Below are 19311 nucleotides of genomic sequence, written 5' to 3' on the forward strand. Positions count from 1 at the left end.
TTAAGGAAAAAAAGTATGCCTAAAGAAATCATTATTCCCGCAGGAACATCAAAACCACTCGCACCGTATGTACCGGCAACTAAGGCAGATAATATTGTGTATGTGTCCGGTACATTGGCCTTTGATGAAAATAATAATGTAGTGCATGTCGGTGATGCCGCAGCACAGACCCGTCATATTCTGGAAACCATCAAGCGTGTGATTGAAGAAGCCGGTGGCAGCATGGATGACGTAACGTTTAACCATGTCTTTGTCAAAGACTGGGCAGATTATGCTGCGATTAATGCAGTGTATGCAGAGTATTTCCCGGGAGATAAGCCGGCACGGTATTGCGTACAGACAGGTTTGGTCAAACCTGATGCGCTAGTCGAAATTGCTTCGATTGCCCATGTATAAGCCGATCCACCTGATTCAATCTCATTACTAGATGCCCCAAGTCTAAAACTGAATATTGACTTGGGGTCGGGAGAACAGCATGAATGCCAAATTATCTAAAATCATCACAGAGACAGTTGCAGAAAATAACGCATTAAATAAGGTTTTGGCGACTAACGCATCTGGCGACATCATTACCCAAGTCGATCAGCAGATTTTCCGTCAGGGCATGTCCAATCTGGGTGCTGCGGTGAATGTGATTACTACGCAAGGCGATGCAGGAATGGCTGGATTTACCGCTTCGGCCGTATGTAGCGTGACGGATACACCACCAACGTTGCTGGTGTGCCTGAACCGTTCTGCTTCAGTCTATGAAACCTTTAAAAAGAATCAGGTGTTGTGTGTGAATACCTTGGCATCACATCAACAACATCTCTCCAATCTGTTTGGTGGAAAGACACCAATGGCAGAGCGTTTCAGCCAGGGGAACTGGAAAACCTTGGTGACCCAGTCACCTGTACTTGAGGATGCTTTAGTCAGTTTTGACTGCGAGGTGGTCCAATGTTTATCCGTAAGCAGTCATGACGTGCTGTTCTGTGAGGTGAAAGCCATGTGCCAGAGTCAAGGCAATGCGCTGATGTACTTCAACCGTTCTTACTGTGAGCCACACAAAATGTGCTAATTCAATTCAATCCTAATCAAGGAGGGGAAGCCGATGCAAGAAAAAGAAACGTGGTTTCCAAAATTTAAGCCTTACCAAGGCAATCTCGATACCACACCCGTGCAAACAGATGAATATCTGCCTGCTGGAAAAAGTATTATTCTCGGGTTACAGCATGTGTTTGCCATGTTTGGCGCAACCGTGCTGGCACCCTTATTAATGGGGTTTGATCCCAATCTCACAATTTTTATTACCGGGATTGGTACCATTTTATTTTTCCTGATCACGGGCGGTCGATTGCCTAGTTATCTGGGATCCAGCTTTGCCTTTATTGGTGCGGTCGTCGCAGTGACGGGGTATTCCGGAGTTGGAGCGAATCCTAATATCGGACTGGCACTTGGCGGTACGATTGCTTGCGGTATTATTTATGCCTTGATTGGGCTGCTGGTCATGAAAACCGGTACCGCATGGATTGAAAAGCTGATGCCACCTGTAGTGACAGGCGTGATCGTAATGATTATCGGTTTGAACCTGGCTCCAGTGGCAATCAAAAGCGTTTCAGCGAACCAGTTTGATTCGTGGATGGCATTAATCACTATTATCTGTATCAGTGTGATTGCTGTATTTACACGAGGAATGGTACGCCGTCTGTTATTGTTATTGGGCTTATTATCTTCCTACCTGATTTATTTCCTTTTCACCAATGTGATGGGCTTCGGACCTGCGATTGATTTTACTAAGGTCAGTGAAGCAGCCTGGTTTGGTTTGCCAAATTTCCAAAGTCCGGTCTTTGAAATGAATGCCATGCTGATGATTGCACCAGTAGCAATTATCTTGGTTGCAGAAAATCTAGGGCACTTTAAGGCAGTCTCTGCGATGACCGGTAAAAACCTGTCTCCATATATGGGTCGTGGTTTCTTTGCTGATGGGGTGTGTACTTCATTATCAGCTTCTGTGGGTGGTACGGGGATGACCACTTATGCCGAAAATATCGGTGTCATGGCAGTCACCAAAGTTTATGCAACCACTGTATTTGTCTTTGCTGGTATCTTCGCCATCTTACTTGGGCTTTCACCTAAATTCGGTGCAGTGATCAGTACCATTCCAGTGGCCTTGTTGGGTGGTGCATCGATTGTCGTATTTGGTCTGATTACTGTGGCTGGTGCGAAAATCTGGGTGGATAACCGTGTTGATTTTACCAAGAACAGTACGCTGATTATTGGTGCAGTCTGTCTGATCATGGGCACAGGGAACTATAGCTTGCAGATCGGTGGTTTTGATCTGGGCGGTATTGGTACTGCAACTTTAGCTGCGATCTTACTCAATCTGTTCCTGAACCGTGGTGAAGATAAAGAATTGCCAGCATCTGAACCAGCTGAAACCGTAACTGAGGTTGAGGCTAAGCCAGTCGCTTAATATGAGGAGCATTTTTTGAGTCATTCAATTGCATTTTTAGGACTCGGGGCAATGGGCTGGCATATGGCCTCCCATTTGCCAAAACTCGGGCATCAGGTTTGGGTCTGGAATCGAACTGAACAGAAAGCTGTAACGCATGCTGAAATTTTTGCAACTCAAGCAGTGAGTATTAAGCAGGCGGTTCAGGCAGATTTTATCTTTTCCTGTTTGCCGACCAGTCAGGATGTGGAAGCATTAATTGCAGCCTATCCACCCAAACAAGGTGCAATCTGGATTGACTGTACCAGCGGTGTACCGGAATCTGCCCAGAAACTGGCGAAGCTCTTGGAGCAACAAGGCAGTTTTTATCTGGATGCACCGGTTTCTGGTCAAACCGTTGGCGCAGAAAAAGGTACTTTAACCGTGATGGTGGGAGGGAATGAGCAAGCCTTTGAACAAGCCAAACCTATCATTCATGCGTTTGCCGGATTAATCGAATATGTCGGAGAAAGTGGTGCTGGTTTTGCAGTCAAGGCTGTCAACAATACCTTGATGGCTACCCATTTATGGGCACTGGCCGAAGGACTGACGGTACTGAAAGGGCAGGGTGTTGATTTAAGCAGTGCACTAAATTGTATTAATCATTCCAGTGGTAAAAGCAGCATGTCGGAAAATATCATGGCACAGCGTGTACTAAGCCGTGAATTTAATAAGACCTTTGCACTGGATCTATTACAGAAAGATATTGGCATTGCCTTGGAGTTGGTACAGCAACAGCAACTGGATTTATCGGTGATGTCTTTGATTCAGCAAGAGTTTCAGCAGATTGCCAAACCACAGGCCAGTCAGCTGGATTTCTCCGCTGCGGTGCAAGGACTGGAACAGCGGACTCAAATTGAATTAAGAGGATAATCTTTTCAAACAATATTAAAGAAGTATAGCTATAGATATATCAGTTTAAAATTTAAAAATCCGGGAATTTTAATTCCCGGCTTTATTATTGATAAGCCAGTTAAATAGCCTAGGTAATTCTTAATTCTGCTGATTTGCCTGATATTCCTGAATTACTTCAAATGCTGCACGGAAGGCTTCCTGTGTGGCAGGGGCACCGCAGTAAGGCAGGCTATGCAGTAGCACTTCTTGAATTTCTTCAACTGTTGCACCATTATTCAAAGCGCCACGAACATGGCCTTTCAATTCAGTCGGGCTTTTTTGCGCGGTAAGAAAAGCAATGGTAATTAAAGAACGGTATTTACGTGGTAAAACCCCTTCACGTTGCCAGGTTGAACCCCAGGCATGTTCATTAATCCAGTCCTGCAAAGGCTGAGTAAAAGGAACCGTATTGTCCTGAGCGCGCTTTACAAAACTTGCACCCATCACCTCAGTACGGACTTTCAAGCCATTTTCATAATCTTGTTGTGACATCATTGACCCTCAATTTTATTATGGGTGTAGCTTAACGTTTTATCTCTTAAATACCATCGTGCAATAGTCGTAAAAAAGTGGCTGAATAGCCACTTGAGATATCCAAAGTGAAATCAGGAAATAACTTCACTTTGGAAAGCAAGATTCGATTTAGATAAAAAATTTATCTAAGGGCTGGTTGAATGTGAAGGTGCACTTTGAACTGAGGTATCAGTACCTGTTGCATCTGCTTTCGAAATATGAGGATTTTCCAGTTCCAATACTTCCTGTAAATGTAGATCAAAGACATCAGTCAACATGCTGTCATAACGACGCGCATTATAGTGCAGTAACTTATTGGCTTCTTCTTCATTAATAAAGCCTTGTCCATGCGCATCAGCCACATGATCAGCAAAACTAAGTCCCTTAAATTGACCTTTGTTTTCAGCTTTTTTAAAGCGATCCCAAAGCTGCTCAATTTCCAATAACATGGTGAAGGTTGATTCCATACGACCATTTACATCATCTTCCGCTGTGCTATAGAAAACATGCTTTTTCAGTACCTTCCGGAAAGCGTTATCTTCCATCATGACATTTGCGACTTCCTGTTTAAGTCGGTCAGATGGTTTCGCGACAGGGCGGCCAAATGGGAAACAGATGAGTTTGACCATGCCAGCAGCAACACCCACCGGGAAGTTCGCAAACAGGTCATAAAACGCTTCCTGAGCGGTATATAAAGATTTCTCAATTGCCAACTGTGCATGCAGACGTTCAGCTTCAGTTTTTTTACTATGTTCAAAAAAATTCAGAATTGCCGTCGCAATGAACAGATGGGCATGAATATCAGCCAGACGGCCAGAAAGCATTTCCTTGCGTTTAATATCACCTGCTAATAAACCTAAACACATATCTGCAGTCAGGGCAAAGTTGGCACTGAGCCGGTTGATAATCTTGTAATAGGGACGGGTAAAATCAACTGCACTTTGTGGCGCAGCACTTGAACCTCCGCTAAAAGCATAGGCAAAAGAGCGGGCAGTCCGGTTAAAGGTATAACCCAGATGCTTAAACAACATAGTATCGAATGGATTCAGAGCGGCTTTTGGATCTTCAGCTTGCAGAAGCTGTAATTCTTCATACAGATAAGGATGGCAACGCATCGAACCTTGACCAAAGATCATTAATGAACGGCTCAGAATATTGGCGCCTTCAACTGTAATGGATACTGGAATGGCTTGATAGTTGAGAGCCAGGAAGTTACGAGGCCCCATCTGAATGGCGCGACCACCCACGACATCCATACCATGATTGACGATTTTACGCATGGTCTCAGTGGCATAGTATTTGGCAATCGCGGTCATAACTGCCGGTTTACCACCTTGGTTCAGACCACAAGTCACTAAATAACGGAAAGCTTCCAGCATATAAGCATCACTGGCAATTTCGCTATTGGCTTCCTGTACGCCTTCAAATTTACCCACCGAAATCTTGAATTGTTGACGGATTCGCGAGAATGCACTGACATTCAGGTAAGTCATTTCGGCACTGGAGGTAGACAAAGCCGGTAGGGAAATACCACGGCCAACCGCCAGACATTCCATCAGCATACGCCAGCCTTTACCGGCATTTTTCACGCCACCAATGATCCAGTCTAAAGGAATAAATACATCCTTACCTTCAACAGTACCATTCATAAAAGGGGAGCCAGGATTATGTCGTGGACCGACTTTTACCCCTTCATGATTGGCCGGTAGCAAGGCACAAGTAATCCCATAATCTGTTTTATCACCAAGTAGATGATCAGGGTCATACATTTTAAAAGCCAGACCGACGACAGTGGCAATCGGTGCTAAGGTAATCCAGCGTTTAGAAAAATTCATTCTCAAACCGAGAACTTCCTGACCTTCAAACTGCCCATAACAGACCACACCGGTATCTGGAATTGCACCGGCATCTGAACCGGCTTCAGGACTGGTCAGACCAAAACATGGGATTTCTTCACCTTTGGCCAGACCGGGTAAATAACGATCTTTTTGCTCATCAGTACCATAATGTAGTAACAACTCACCCGGCCCGAGAGAGTTAGGCACCATACAGCTCACAGCAGCAGTGAGAGAGCGTGAAGAAATTTTGCTCATCACTCGGCTTTGAGCAAATGAACTAAAGGCACGGCCGCCGTATTCTTTAGGAATAATTAGTCCCAAGAAACCTTTATCTTTAATATATTGCCAGATATGTTCAGGCAGCATTTTCTTCTCATGAATTTCCCATTCATCCAGCATGCTACAGAGCGTTTCAACTTCGTTATCCAAGAATGCCTGTTCCTCAACGGAAAGTTTTGGATAGGGATAGCTATTAAAGGTTTCCCAGTTCGGCGCACCCATAAAGAGTTCTTTTTCCCACCAGCTGGTGCCGGAATCAAGAGCCTCACGTTCTGTCGGGCTAATGCTCGGCATGGCATCCGCTAAAGCTTTATAGGCTGGCCTGGAAATGAAAGACATGCGCAAAGGTTCGATCATGACGACCAAACTGATCAGGATCAAAGGAATGCCCAGAATCAGTGACCAAGGACTGATAAAGGCACAAACCACTGACATGACAATCAGGGTAATTGTACCAGTGGTACGGGAGAGTTGAAAAAAGAAAATCGCCCATAAACTGGCAATGAGAAGAAGTACGGCGAAAATAAATAGCATTGTTATATTTCTCCAGGGTCATACAATTGTGATGCTGCCGATCTCCCTAAGGTGTCTTCATAAGACTTGATCAGTTTTTTTACATCGCTTAAGCAATTGGCAAATTCACAATTGTTCTTGTGAGAACAATCGTTATTAAATATTTCAACGATATATTGAAGTGTTTTATCTGTTTTTGAGATTGTTTGAAAAATGCGCAGTCTTCAAGTGAGAACACGCAAAGAAATGTGAAGATAAGTAATAACTTAATCTCCAAGAGAGGGTAGATAAAATAATTAAAAAGTGAACAAATATAAATTTAGTTAGGCATAAAAAAGCCCTCTACTTGAGAGGGCTTTGATCTAAGTCATTTTAAGCTTCAATTGCCTGTACAGCGATTTTTTTTGCTGGATCAACTTTACGGCGTACTTCTGGAACCGGTTCACCATAGTATTGACGATCCGCAAAGTAACTTGAACGTACCATTGGAGCCGACCAGATATTCTTAAAGCCAAGTTTACGACCATGTTCTGCGTAGCGCTCAAATTCTTCTGGCGTTACAAAGCGGTCAATTGGCGCATGTTGTTTAGAAGGCTGCAAGTACTGACCAATCGTCACATAATCGACCTCATGTGCTTTCAAGTCATCCAGCAAAGCAATGACTTCTTCTTCAGTTTCACCAATGCCGACCATCAAACCACATTTGGTTGGAATATCCGGACAGTATTCTTTAAACATTTTTAACAGGTTTAAAGAGTGCTGATAATCTGAACCTGGACGCATCGCTTTATACAGACGTGGCACAGTTTCGATATTGTGGTTAAACACGTCTGGTGGACATTCAGTCATGATGCGTAAAGCGATGTCCATACGACCACGGAAATCAGGTACCAGAATTTCTAGCAAAGTCTTTGGACTCAAAGCACGAGCTTCTTTAATACAGTCTACAAAATGCTGTGCACCGCCATCCAATAGGTCATCACGGTCTACTGAAGTGATGACTGCATATTTCAGACCTAGGTTGGCAATCGTTTCTGCCATATGACGCGGTTCATCCGGATCAAGCGCATTTGGACGACCATGTGCCACATCACAGAACGGACAGCGACGCGTGCAAATATCACCCATAATCATAAAGGTTGCTGTACCCCCACCAAAACATTCAGGCAGGTTCGGACAGGTAGCTTCTTCACATACGGTATGCAGTTTTTGCTGACGAAGTGTAGTTTTAATACGCTGAACTTCCTCGGGAGCGGCCATTTTCACGCGGATCCAGTCCGGCTTACGTGGCGTTTCAACCGTAGGAACAACTTTTACAGGAATACGGGCGACCTTTTCTGCGCCGCGAAGTTTGATACCCTGTTCAGGTTTACGGTTTTCAGACATATATAACTTTTCCACTGTTTTGAAGGAGGGAGATAAATCAAAGTTAACACTTTTTTAATTATAACGAAACTCGAGTGAAATAGGGCGAAAAGGATTATTCATTTAAAAAATGTTCTTATCACACAATATATGTAAGTTAAATACACCAAATTGGTAGCAATTACGTCATAATATAGCGTAGATTAAAGCAAAATTTTTTAATTTTAAGGAGCGTTGAATGCCACGTAAAAAAGAGGTCGTTAGTGGAACTTTCGTTAAGTACGATGCGGTAGTTCTAGGTTCAGGCCCTGCGGGCGAAGGCGCGGCAATGAAACTTGCCAAATCTGGTAAGCGTGTTGCAATTGTAGATATGCGTGAACAGCTGGGTGGTAACTGTACTCACGTAGGTACGATTCCAAGTAAGGCATTGCGTCAAACGGTATCCAGCATCATCCGTTATCAACGTGATCCAATGTTTCAAAAAGTAGGTGAATGGAAACAATTCACTATGAAACAGGTACTGCGCAATGCACATAAAGTGATTCAGCAGCAGGTGGATACTCACTCACGTTTTTATGACCGTAACAAGATTGATATCTATCATGGTCGTGCTTACATTCAAGACGAAAATACGATCTTTGTATTTACACCAGATGGCATAAAAGAAACCATTATGTTCCAGCAACTGGTGATTGCGACGGGTTCACGTCCATACCGTCCAGAAATTCTTGATTTCAATCATCCACGTGTATTTGATTCAGACAAAATTCTGGATCTGGATTTCTCAATCCAAAAAATCATTATTTATGGCGCAGGTGTGATTGGCTGTGAATATGCATCGATCTTTATTGGTCTGGGACATAAGGTTGACCTGATCAACACCCAACCAAAACTGCTCAGCTATTTGGATGATGAAATCTCCGATGCGCTGTCTTATCACTTACGTGAACAGGGTGTATTGATCCGTCATAATGAACAGATCGACTTCCTTGAAACTTCTGATGATTATGTCGTTCTGCATACACAAAGCGGCAAGAAAATTAAGGCAGATGCTATTCTGTGGTGTAACGGCCGTTCAGGGAATACTGACGGTTTAGGCCTTGAAAATATTGGCCTGAAACCAAACAGCCGCGGTCAATTAACCGTGAATGAACAGTATCAGACTGAAGTCGAAAATATCTATGCTGCAGGTGACGTGATTGGCTGGCCATCATTGGCTTCTGCTGCCTATGACCAAGGTCGTTGCGCAGGTGCCAACATGAGCGGTGAGCAAGACGTTGCACCTGTGACAGATATTCCAACTGGTATTTATACCATTCCAGAAATTTCTTCGATCGGTAAAACTGAGCAGCAGCTGACTGAAGAAAAAATCCCGTATGAAGTGGGTCAGGCTTCTTTCCGTCATCTGGCGCGTGCACAGATTACCGGTGATACGGTTGGTGAATTAAAAATCCTGTTCCACCGCGATACGCTGGAAGTTCTAGGTGTGCATTGTTTCGGTAATAATGCTTCGGAGATTATCCACATTGGTCAAGCAGTCATGAATAGCCCGAACAATACGATTAAGTATTTTGTGGAAACCACATTCAACTATCCAACGATGGCAGAAGCTTATCGTGTGGCAACCTTGAATGGTATGAACCGTTTATTCTAATTTGATTTATTCAGGTTAGATCAAAAACCCGCAAGTTCGATTTGTGGGTTTTTTATTTATCATAATTTTGGCATAACCACTGAATAAACAGTTGGGCTTCATCAGATATGTTTTTCCTCGGGTCTACAATTGCATAATATTGAAATTGAGGCTGCGCTGTAATATCAAATAGTTGTACGAGTGATCCTTGATTAATGAGTTTATTTACTAGTGATTCTCTAGCTAACGCTATACCCCAGTTATTTTGTGCTGCATGATAAAGTAAAGATAAATCTTCAAAGCGATGTCCTTGTATAGGTTCTTTCCATTCTAAATGTGCTTGCGTAAACCAAGGTGACCAAGGCTCTAAATAGCTCCTTAAAAGGTCACAGTTTTTAAGATCCCTAGGTGAACGAATATTCTTTATTTTTACATAATAAGGCGATGCAACTGGGAAAATAGTATCTCGGCTAATCTGATAACTTTGCATACCAGGGTAGATTCCAGTTCCATATCTAATATCAAAATCAACTTTGCTAATTTCATAATCAAGCTGTGATTTTGCAATTTCTATAGCAATCTCAATATCTGGATACTGTTCTAAAAAGTCTTTTAAACGAGGAAGTAAATAAATATTTGCGAAAGTAGGAGGAGACGATAGCGTAACTGTTTTTTGATGAGGGTTATTCGAGTTAATTTTATTAAGACTATCTAGTGAATGTAGGGCTTTTTTTACTGACTGATAATAGGATGCACCTGTAGCACTTAAATTTAACTTGCGTGTAGTTCGCTCAAATAAAACAGTATTAAGTAATTTTTCTAAGGTCTGAATCCGATGTGAAATTGTACTACGGGTAACATTAAGTTCATCAGCTGCTTTGGAAAATGATGAATGCCTAACTACAGCTTCAAAAGCATAAATAAGATGAAGAGGAGGAATCCTTCCTGGCATAAATTGTCCAATCCTATTCAACAATGTGTCTTTTAAATATCACAGATTGTCAAAAATAAAAAGACTATGATGAATTCAATCAGACATTTTAATATCTGATAGCACTAGCAAAATATAAAGACATTATGGACTCAGCCAGCTACTAGAAAGGAAGCAAACAGTGAACACATCTTATATTCTTCAATTGCATCCGAATGATAATATTGCAATTGCCAAAAGCCCTTTGATATCACGCACACCGATTACAGAAGAGATTGCTACTTTAGAAGATATCCCTGCTGCCCATAAAGTCGCACTAAAAGATATTTTCAAAGGTGAAGCTGTATTACGTTATGGTCAGATTATTGGTTTTGCTACCCAGAATATTCTAGCGGGTCAGCATGTTCACATACAAAATTTGGCCATAGCTGATTTTGATCGTGACTACGCGTTTGGAGAAAATGTAATTCCAATAGCAACTGCGCTGCAGCCTCGAAATTTTTTAGGAATTAAACGTGCAGATGGACGTGTAGCTACTCGGAATTATGTGGGAGTAATCAGTACAGTCAACTGTTCAGCAACAGTGGTAAAAAAAGTTGCTCAGTATTTTGACCACCCAGAAATCATAGACAATTATCCTAACGTAGATGGCGTAGTAGCATTATCACATAGTTTTGGTTGTTGTATTGATCATCATGGTGAAGGGCTCAAGCAATTACGTCGTACTATTGCAGGTTATATGGAGCATCCTAACTTTGCAGCGGTAGTAATCATAGGATTAGGGTGTGAAGCCAATCAGTTGAAACCACTTCTTCAATCAAAAAATCCAGCATATGCTAGTAAAATAAAATCACTGGTTATGCAGGAAGAAGGGGGGACACAAAAAACTATTGATAAGGCGATTGCGTTAGTGCAAGAAATTTTACCTGAAGCAAATCAAGTGAGCCGAGAGCCGCTACCATTATCTCATTTATGTGTCGCTCTGCAGTGCGGTGGCTCCGATGGATACTCTGGAATTACTGCTAATCCTGCCCTAGGTGTAGCTGTTGATCATTTGGTTGCACATGGCGGTACAGCAATCTTATCGGAAACTCCAGAAATTTACGGTGCAGAACATCTATTAACACGTCGGGCGGTGAATAATGAAGTAGGTCATAAATTAGTAGAGTTGATTCATTCTTGGGAAGCTTATGCTGATCGTGAAAAAGGTAGTATTGATAATAATCCTACTCCTGGAAATAAGGCGGGCGGTCTTACTACTAACCTGAGTTCGACGAAATCTGCTTAGCCTTTTAGCATATTTTGGAAAGTTGGTTTATTGGGATTCAAACAATAAGCCACTACAGCAGCCATGATATTCACCATGAAGTTATTTACCGAACGATGACGTGAATGTTCAAGTTGATGTAAATTTTTTAATTGATCATTCACGGTTTCGATCAATCCTCTTCTACAAAGTAATTGTTTTTCTTCTTCAGTTTGGATAGGTTTATTTTTCATATTCCGACGTGATGGGGTCAATATTTTCAGTCCTCTTGCTGCTAAAGCTTCGGCTTTTGCTTTACTCAAATAGCCTTTGTCTCCGAGTAGGATTCCTTTTAATTCTTGAGTTAAAGATTCTAATATAGCAACATCATGAACATTTCCCGATGTCAGTTTGAGATTAATAATTTCACCTAAATTATTGATAACGAGATGTAATTTAAAGCCATAAAACCAACCCGTACTACTTTTTCCACGACCGGCCAAGCCTTTAAATACACGATGCCTTTTAATCCGAAGATTATGGCAAACTACCAATTTAGTGGAGTCAATGATACTGATTCCCGTATCTTTTCCTTTCACTTGGTGGAAGAAACTACTCAGAGCTTGCAAACAACGGGGCATGATTTCAATAAATCGGTTGTAGCTAAGCAGTTTAGGAAAAGCAGATTTCCAGAATGGAATGATCATTTGGCAATAAAAATATTTGAAGAATCTAAAACCGGATTGATGAAATAAAATGACAATGGTCATTGCCTCAGACAAGCTTAAAGCTGACTTTTTCAACTTGGTTTTTTGATCAGAAATTAAAGCTTTCTCTAAAGATTCATTAAATTTTTTGCAGAAATCATCCAAAATACAAAATAATTCGGTAATATGATCCATTGAGAAGCCTTGTTTTATAAAATTTTGTCTTGAGAACCAATATGTTACAAAAACAGGGCTTTTTTCTACTCTTTTTTTATATCGAACTCAGGTTACTATTCTAGAGAAGTCACTGGGTGCGGTAGCAAAAAGTGGTTCAACACCATTAAAAGGTGTGTATCGTTATGCGGAAACTATTGACACACAAGGCTTGGTATTCATGGATGCACCAGGTTATGACCCTATGGGAGCTACTGGCCAAATTGCCGGTGGGGCAAATTTAGTTGCCTTCACGACAGGACGTGGTTCTTGTTTTGGTGCTAAACCTTCACCCTCAATCAAAATTGCAACGAATACTGCTATGTATGATCGGATGCTAGATGATATGGATATTAATTGTGGAAATATTATGGACGGAACATCAAATGTGGCAGAAAAAGGTCAAGAAATTTTTGAAATGTTTATTCGTGTAGCCTCGGGTGAGAAAAGTAAAAGTGAAGCGTTAGGAATTGGTGGAGAAGAATTTGTACCTTGGATGATCGGTGCACAAATGTAAAAAGGAAATTGCTCAATAAGAGTAATGGTTTTGATCTCCACAGCCGCAATAAATATCTTTCTATTTTAAAAAATAGTTTCAAAATAATTAAGATCAGTATTGCTTTATCAAAACCATAACTCTTCAGGATGGAATTCGAGGGAGTTTTTAAAATGGAAATTAAAAAATTTATAGATAAAGTACCTGGTGGAATGATGCTAATTCCACTTTTAATTGGTGCAACAATTCATACATTTGCACCAGATACTGCTGAATATTTTGGTTCATTTACTAAGGGAATTATTACAGGGGCTGTACCAATTTTAGGAGTCTGGACTTTCTGCTTAGGGGCTTCTATTAATGTTCGTGCTACTGCCACTGTCGTCAGAAAAGCAGGAGCCGTTATCGGTGCAAAATTATTTATTGCCTGGATGTTAGCTCTAGTTTTAGGTTCTCTCATGCAGCCAGATGAAATGTTGAATACTCCGCTATTTGCGGGTTTTTCTATTTTAGCTATAGTGGTTGCATTTGATATGACCAATGCTGGTCTTTACTCTTCATTAACGTCAGAATATGGAACTAAAGAAGAGGCAGCAGCAGGCGCACTCATTGGAATTGAGTCTGGCCCTTTATTTACTATGCTTATTTTAGGTTCAGCTGGTGTTGCTTCTTTTCATCCTGCCGCTCTAGTAGGAGTGGTTCTACCATTTTTGTGTGGTTTCTTATTAGGCAATCTAGATGAAAAAATGAGAGACTTTTTTGCTCCTGCAGCGAAAGTAATGATTCCATTTTTTGGTTTTGCTCTGGGTAATAGTATTAATTTTGGACTAATTCTAGAAACTGGATTACCTGGAATTATTCTAGGTGTTACTGTTGTCTTGATTTCGGCTCTCTTTTTAATACCAGCAGATATATTTTTGGCCAAAGGTAATGGTACAGCAGGAATAGCAGCATCTAGTACAGCAGGTTCTGCAGCCGCTACACCAATGCTTATTGCTCAGGTAGCCCCACAATTTGAGGTTGTGGCACCAGCAGCAACTACTTTAATTGCAGCCTGCGTAGTTATTTCAGCAATTATCGTGCCTTTACTTACATCTTTATGGGTTAAAAAGTTTGCTTATAAAATTGATGATATAAGAGCTAAAAAAACTGAGTTTAAAGCAGAATTTTCCAAAATTACAGATACCTAAAATCTTAAATAATAAGAAAAACCCGCAAGTTCGATTTGCGGGTTTTTTATTTTCTAAATTGAAAAAGTTCAATCTAGCCAGTAATGCTGGAAATTAAGCTGCCATTTTGCGGCATTCTTCAGCACAGCGACGGCAAGCTTCTGCACATTGCTGGCAATGATCATCCTCATGATGGCCACATTCTTCTACACAATAATCGCAAGCTTTAGCACATAGCTCGCAAATCTCTTTCATAAATGGAGATTGCTTTTGTTGCATGCGGGCGCAGAGCTGACACAGATCAGCACAGTCCAGACAGCGCTGAATACATTCCCGCATCATTTCTAAATCTTCTTCTTTCAGGCAGGCACTGGCACAGTTGGTACAGGCCAGCGAGCAAGTCATACATGCGCGGACACAATCTGAAAATTGAATCTCGTTCATTTTCTTCTCCTTTTTGCAGCTATAGCAATCGCTTGTTTTTTAATACGCTAAGCAGAAAAGGAAAAATACACTAGGCAGTTTGAGTGAGAAAAAGTAATCTAATTACCGATTTTGTTAAAAGCTGTATTTCTAAAAAATTTAATTCAAAGCATCTCTCCTGATATTGCCAAAATAGGATGATTGAAGATTTAAAAATAAAACCATTGAGGTGGTCATTCCTCAATGGCGGAAAATCTACATGATGAGTCGTTATTGTCGAAGGCTTAAATAACCTTTCTCTTTATTATATTTTTATGGAGATTAAAATGGACGACTACCTGCCAAGCTGATCCGTTTTAATAAACGGCGTTGATCAGCGGGGAAAGGACGGCGTGAATGTAGAGTAACCTGATTATCCCAGAACACGATATCGCCTGCTTCCCAATTGTGCTCATAAGCGAATTCAGGTTTTAAGACATGTTCACGTAATTTTGCAATCAGTTCACTGCCTGCCTGATCGTCATAATTCACCAGCTCAACTTCGGTATGGGTATTTAACCAAAGCGCTTTACGCCAGATTCAGGATGGGTACGTACCAGTGGGTGCGGGTAGGCGTGACCTAAAATTGGCTCATCTTTAAAGCGATACCTTGGCATATTACCCGCATAAGCATTACCACCTTTATTGCTTTGGAAGCGCACAAATGGATTATAGGTAATGAGCTGTAACTGGTAGGGGTGTCCACTGGTGATCGGCATGCGGTGCAAGTTCACCATGGCCGGTGTAATCCCCTTGACCGACTGCATTGGAAACTGGTACGACATCAGGTGGGGGGCCCGTATCGGTTTTAGAAGCTAGCACTGGCGTGTCAGCATCTGGACGGAAGATTGAACCGAAATAGGTTGCAAAGGCAAGATACTGTAGATCATCCAGACTTTGGTTTCTAAAGATCAGGATCAAGTGTTCGGCCAGAGCTTGCTTCAGACGCAGGATGATTTCACCAGATTGGGCTTTGCGGGCATCGAGGCCATAAACCACTGCGCCTAGCGCTTGATCTGCCTGCGGAACAATTTTAATTTCATCAGTATTCTGGAACTGATCTTGCTGATGCCAGCGTGGTGCATCGTGAATGGCTTGTGAAAGTTGGGTCAAGCTTGTCATTGGAAAGTCTCTGAATTTTCTTGTTGTAGAAAATCTAAAAAAATCCAGAGCAAAAATAAAATCACAAGAATTGCTAAACTTATGAAAATTCGGATAAAAATATCTAAATGATTGAATTGAAATCTTTTAATTAATATGGCAAAACAAAGTCCTAAAGCTGCTGAAAAATGTCAAATATTTGACAATCAGTGTGCGCAAAAAGCCTGGTTAAAGTACTCAAACAGTTCTGGAGTCTGGCTCCAGAGCAATAGAGAAATAGCGAGGAGAAGTACCATCGCTACCGCAATGGAAAGCTTGAGCAGAAAAGTGGAATCAGTCATGTACAATTTGCTCCTCATTTACCCATAAGTGCACCAGTACGCCAAAAATACTTAAGGCAATCGACAGCATCCATACTGCATTATAGTTACCACTCATGTCATGGTTTACACCGCCGAGCCAGCCGCCAAAGAATGAACCGACCTGATGGGTAAAGAATACAATCCCGCTGAGCATGGTCAGATATTTCACGCCAAACATATTGGCAACAATACCATTGGTGAGCGGTACGGTAGAAAGCCATAATAATCCCATGATGACACCAAACGCATAGACCGTCCAGGTGCTTAAAGGCAGCATCAGAAAGGCGATAATCGCAATCCCGCGCAGACCGTATAAGCCCATTAGCAGACGTGGTTTGGAATACTTTCCACCGAGCCAGCCAGCCGTATAGGTACCGACAACATTAAACAGGCCCACCAGCGCCAGGAAAATCGTGCCAGTTGTAGCATTGAACCCATGATCAATCAGATAACCCGGCAGGTGAATCCCGATAAAGACCACCTGAAAGCCACAGACAAAAAAGCCCATCGCCAGAAACCAGAATGGCTTATGGTTTTTGACTACCACTAAAATCTCTTTAAAGCTTAGTGAAACTTTATTCGGTGTAGGAGTCGCATTCGGATCGACATACATCGGGGCTTTTAGCATCCAGGCCAAAGGTACAATCAAAGCGATTAAAATTGCGCTGACAACAAGTGCTGCTGACCAGCCGACATTCTGTAAAAGTAACAGCGTTGAAGGCAGCATAATAAACTGGCCGAAGGAGCCTGCTGCACTGGCAATCCCCATTGCCAGACTGCGTTTTTCAGGTGGTGCAGCTCGTCCAACCGCAGACAATAAAACCGGGAAAGAAGTCGCAGACAAAGCCAGACCTAAAATCAGTCCGACGCTGAGATTCAATAGTAATCCGGTTGAACTGACAGCCATCAATAACAGACCAAGCGCATATAAGGCACCGCCAACGGCAACGACAATCTTGCTGCCATATTTGTCAGCGAAGGCACCAGTAATGGGCTGAACAGCACCCCAGATCAGGTTCTGCATGGCAATGGCTAAACTAAAGACATTATGACCCCAGCCAAATTCTTCACTCATTGGCACCAGATACAGGCCAAATGCATGACGAATCCCCAAAGATAAGGCCAGAATAATGGCAGCGCCAATCAGCATAAAAATCAGGGTTCTGGAAAATTGACTGTCAGCCATAAGTCATTCATGCATATAAAGTTGATAGGTATAGTATTCGATTCAACCTAGAGAGGCGATAAAATAAAAATTAATCAAACGATAAATTTTTTTTATAGCTGTATAGAACGTCAGAAAATAAAACAACGGCCGTAGCCGTTGTTCTGGAATTTTGAGGTTTGAATAGAAATTGTAATTGATTAGAAACGCATCCCGAATCCTGCATAGGCCAGAATTGGATTGACTTCAATATCGGCTTTGGAGGTAATTAATTCACCCAAACTATCATCAGAAACAGTAATAGTGGTTTCATTTTTCAGATGAGCATAAGATACAGAACCTACCGCGAACCAAGTATGATTAAAATCATAGGTGAAACCGACGGTGGCTATCGGAGCGAATGCATCGGTTGCTTCAAGATCTACTGTAGGATTGGCATTGCTCGGTTTACCTTCCAGTGAAGCTCCGGCATTGCCTTCTTTGATATTGGCAATCATATGACCGGCTGCAATCAAATCCTGTTCAGTACGCGGGTTAATCTCCAATTCATTAAAGTAAGCGTACATTATCCCTAAGCCGACATAAGGGCGAAACTTATTAACTCCGGTTTTTCCAAAATGATATTGTAATTCAAAGGCAGGCGTCCAAGCACGTGCTGACGCTGCAGGACCATGAGCTTCTAAATCAGTAATAAAAATATCATTTTGCAGATCGATATTTAGAAATTCTAAAGGCAAACTACCGATTTGAGGTGTAGCGATCGCAGCGAAAGGAGCATAAATTTTTCCTTTGCCTTGTAAGTCCACTTTGGGTGGAATGCCGGCTTTCATTTCAAGTGATACGTGATCGGTAAAAAAGTAATTACTTAAAATCCCAAGGGTAGTGACATCATCTGCTTCCAGACCGGTGCCCGGATTATTCCACTCCTCCAACCCTTGAATTCGTGAACTACCGCTGAGTCCACTACCTAATTCACCACCGGTAAAAAAACCCAGGAATTCTAATGCTGCTGCAAGACCCTCTTGGTCAACATTAGAATTCAAGTTATTCAATACAGTATCGACTTGAATAGTACCATTTCTGGCAACTTCACCATTTTTTACAGCAGTATTAACTTGAAAAGGCTGAGCTTTTCCTTGTGGCATGACATGCAGTGCACCAACTGAAACGGAAAATCGCTTAAAGCCATCGCCATCCTGTAGGCTGAAATATGGGGATTCTGCATGTGCAAGCAGGGGTAGTGTGGCTAGACCTGCCATGCATACCATGATTGTCTTCATTGTTCAGAGGACTCCTTGTCCGTGCTAGTTATTTTTTTTTCTATTGGACAATTTAGTTAAATCTCACCAATTTACACAGTTACAGAACGAGTAGTAAAAAGTTAACAGAAAGTAAAAAATGCCAAAATTTGTATAAATTGTATTAATAAAATATATATTTATGTAAAAATTATCATGAATAGTGAAGATAAATAGGATGTTAATTTTTATAAAATTTTCAATTTTATTGAAGTAATAGAATAATAAGTGGGTAACATTTTTATCATTAATCTAAGTTTTAAATAATGATTTAAGCTTTCTGTTCCGGACGTGATATATACAAGAAATCAGCAAATTTTCCGCTTAAAACTTACTAGAAAAAGCTTTAATAAATTTAGCTAACCGATGGTACACTGCAGATAGAGTTTTTTTGTACAATAGCCGCATAAATTATTGAGTATTGCGCATGAGCTCCCAAAATTCTCCCAAGAAAAAGCCACTGGTTAATTTACCGTTTCCATTAAAACAGGCAGAACAATCTGCTTCAGATGAAGTTCTGGAACATCTGCGACCTAAACCGCAACGTTATGCTGATCGGACCTGGATGCCACCTCGTGGTACACGCCGTTCAATGGGCAAACGTTAATAAATAAAAAAGCCATGAAGTTCATGGCTTTTTTATGAGTAAAATTTGA

17 protein-coding genes and 2 pseudogenes are annotated in these 19311 nt (G+C 41.5%); 9 read left to right on the top strand and 10 right to left on the bottom strand.

Annotated features, from left to right (window positions below; all coding sequences use genetic code 11):
- Positions 1-15: 15 nt before the first annotated feature.
- The 4 genes and pseudogenes from rutC (at position 16) to FOC32_RS09895 (ending at position 3343) form a co-directional block, all read left to right on the top strand.
- Complete coding sequence (gene rutC, locus FOC32_RS09880; RefSeq protein WP_004646493.1) at positions 16-396, top strand: pyrimidine utilization protein C; 381 nt, start codon at positions 16-18, stop codon at positions 394-396.
- Positions 397-574: 178 nt separating this feature from the next.
- Positions 575-1057 (top strand): annotated as a pseudogene (rutF, locus tag FOC32_RS09885) (NADH-dependent FMN reductase RutF); the annotation flags it as partial.
- 33 nt (positions 1058-1090) lie between these two features.
- Positions 1091-2452 carry a pyrimidine utilization transport protein G gene (gene rutG / locus FOC32_RS09890; RefSeq protein ID WP_175967259.1) on the top strand — a complete coding sequence of 454 codons (1362 nt, stop codon included), beginning with the start codon at positions 1091-1093 and terminating at the stop codon, positions 2450-2452.
- Between the two features lie 15 nt (positions 2453-2467).
- The gene (locus FOC32_RS09895) at positions 2468-3343 is read left to right on the top strand and encodes an NAD(P)-dependent oxidoreductase (protein ID WP_081402636.1); all 876 of its coding nucleotides are present in this window, start codon (positions 2468-2470) and stop codon (positions 3341-3343) included.
- 120 nt (positions 3344-3463) lie between these two features.
- On the opposite strand, the gene FOC32_RS09900 is transcribed toward FOC32_RS09895, so the two are convergent.
- The 3 genes from FOC32_RS09900 to lipA all read right to left on the bottom strand — a co-directional run bounded on the left by FOC32_RS09900 (position 3464) and on the right by lipA (position 7893).
- Positions 3464-3856 carry a carboxymuconolactone decarboxylase family protein gene (locus tag FOC32_RS09900; protein ID WP_175967261.1) on the bottom strand — a complete coding sequence of 131 codons (393 nt, stop codon included), beginning with the start codon at positions 3854-3856 and terminating at the stop codon, positions 3464-3466.
- A 167-nt stretch (positions 3857-4023) separates the two neighbouring features.
- Positions 4024-6528, bottom strand: coding sequence for an acyl-CoA dehydrogenase (locus FOC32_RS09905; RefSeq protein ID WP_175967262.1), 2505 nt, complete (start codon positions 6526-6528; stop codon positions 4024-4026).
- A gap of 351 nt (positions 6529-6879) precedes the next feature.
- On the bottom strand, positions 6880-7893 hold the full coding sequence (lipA, locus tag FOC32_RS09910; protein WP_175967264.1) for a lipoyl synthase: 1014 nt from the start codon (positions 7891-7893) through the stop codon (positions 6880-6882).
- A gap of 217 nt (positions 7894-8110) precedes the next feature.
- Between lipA and sthA the strand changes: the two genes are divergently transcribed.
- On the top strand, positions 8111-9526 hold the full coding sequence (gene sthA, locus FOC32_RS09915) for a Si-specific NAD(P)(+) transhydrogenase (RefSeq protein WP_005234884.1): 1416 nt from the start codon (positions 8111-8113) through the stop codon (positions 9524-9526).
- A gap of 52 nt (positions 9527-9578) precedes the next feature.
- Here sthA and FOC32_RS09920 read toward each other — a convergent pair whose 3' ends face one another.
- A complete protein-coding gene (locus tag FOC32_RS09920) occupies positions 9579-10457 on the bottom strand; it encodes a LysR substrate-binding domain-containing protein (RefSeq protein WP_034170052.1) in 879 nt (292 codons plus the stop codon).
- Between the two features lie 160 nt (positions 10458-10617).
- On the opposite strand from FOC32_RS09920, the gene FOC32_RS09925 reads away from it, so the two are divergent.
- Positions 10618-11724 (top strand): UxaA family hydrolase, encoded by a 1107-nt coding sequence (locus FOC32_RS09925; protein ID WP_228761255.1) that lies wholly within the window; start codon positions 10618-10620, stop codon positions 11722-11724.
- Here FOC32_RS09925 and FOC32_RS09930 read toward each other — a convergent pair.
- Positions 11721-12584 (bottom strand): IS982 family transposase, encoded by an 864-nt coding sequence (locus FOC32_RS09930; RefSeq protein WP_034705383.1) that lies wholly within the window; start codon positions 12582-12584, stop codon positions 11721-11723. The genes FOC32_RS09925 and FOC32_RS09930 overlap by 4 nt on opposite strands.
- Before the next feature lie 97 nt (positions 12585-12681).
- On the opposite strand from FOC32_RS09930, the gene FOC32_RS09935 reads away from it, so the two are divergent.
- Complete coding sequence (locus FOC32_RS09935) at positions 12682-13119, top strand: UxaA family hydrolase (protein ID WP_267464250.1); 438 nt, start codon at positions 12682-12684, stop codon at positions 13117-13119.
- Between the two features lie 152 nt (positions 13120-13271).
- The gene (locus FOC32_RS09940; RefSeq protein WP_034170051.1) at positions 13272-14288 is read left to right on the top strand and encodes a 2-keto-3-deoxygluconate permease; all 1017 of its coding nucleotides are present in this window, start codon (positions 13272-13274) and stop codon (positions 14286-14288) included.
- A gap of 93 nt (positions 14289-14381) precedes the next feature.
- Here FOC32_RS09940 and FOC32_RS09945 read toward each other — a convergent pair whose 3' ends face one another.
- The 5 genes and pseudogenes from FOC32_RS09945 to FOC32_RS09960 form a co-directional block, all read right to left on the bottom strand.
- Entirely contained in the window at positions 14382-14711 is a 330-nt protein-coding gene (locus FOC32_RS09945; protein WP_005234894.1) for a four-helix bundle copper-binding protein, read from the bottom strand.
- A gap of 300 nt (positions 14712-15011) precedes the next feature.
- Positions 15012-15851: pseudogene (locus FOC32_RS09950) on the bottom strand (TauD/TfdA dioxygenase family protein).
- Between the two features lie 185 nt (positions 15852-16036).
- Positions 16037-16171, bottom strand: coding sequence for a hypothetical protein (locus FOC32_RS17125; RefSeq protein WP_034170050.1), 135 nt, complete (start codon positions 16169-16171; stop codon positions 16037-16039).
- Positions 16164-17378 (bottom strand): MFS transporter, encoded by a 1215-nt coding sequence (locus tag FOC32_RS09955; protein ID WP_034170049.1) that lies wholly within the window; start codon positions 17376-17378, stop codon positions 16164-16166. The genes FOC32_RS17125 and FOC32_RS09955 overlap by 8 nt, the downstream gene beginning before the upstream one ends.
- A 179-nt stretch (positions 17379-17557) precedes the next feature.
- Entirely contained in the window at positions 17558-18637 is a 1080-nt protein-coding gene (locus tag FOC32_RS09960) for an OmpW/AlkL family protein (protein ID WP_005234901.1), read from the bottom strand.
- 445 nt (positions 18638-19082) lie between these two features.
- Between FOC32_RS09960 and FOC32_RS09965 the strand changes: the two genes are divergently transcribed.
- Positions 19083-19262, top strand: a complete 180-nt coding sequence (locus FOC32_RS09965) for a hypothetical protein (protein ID WP_005234902.1) — start codon at positions 19083-19085, stop codon at positions 19260-19262.
- The last annotated feature ends 49 nt before the right edge of the window (positions 19263-19311 follow it).

It is taken from the genome of Acinetobacter sp. FDAARGOS_724 (genome assembly GCF_013364475.1).
In the GTDB taxonomy this organism is placed as follows: domain Bacteria; phylum Pseudomonadota; class Gammaproteobacteria; order Pseudomonadales; family Moraxellaceae; genus Acinetobacter; species Acinetobacter variabilis.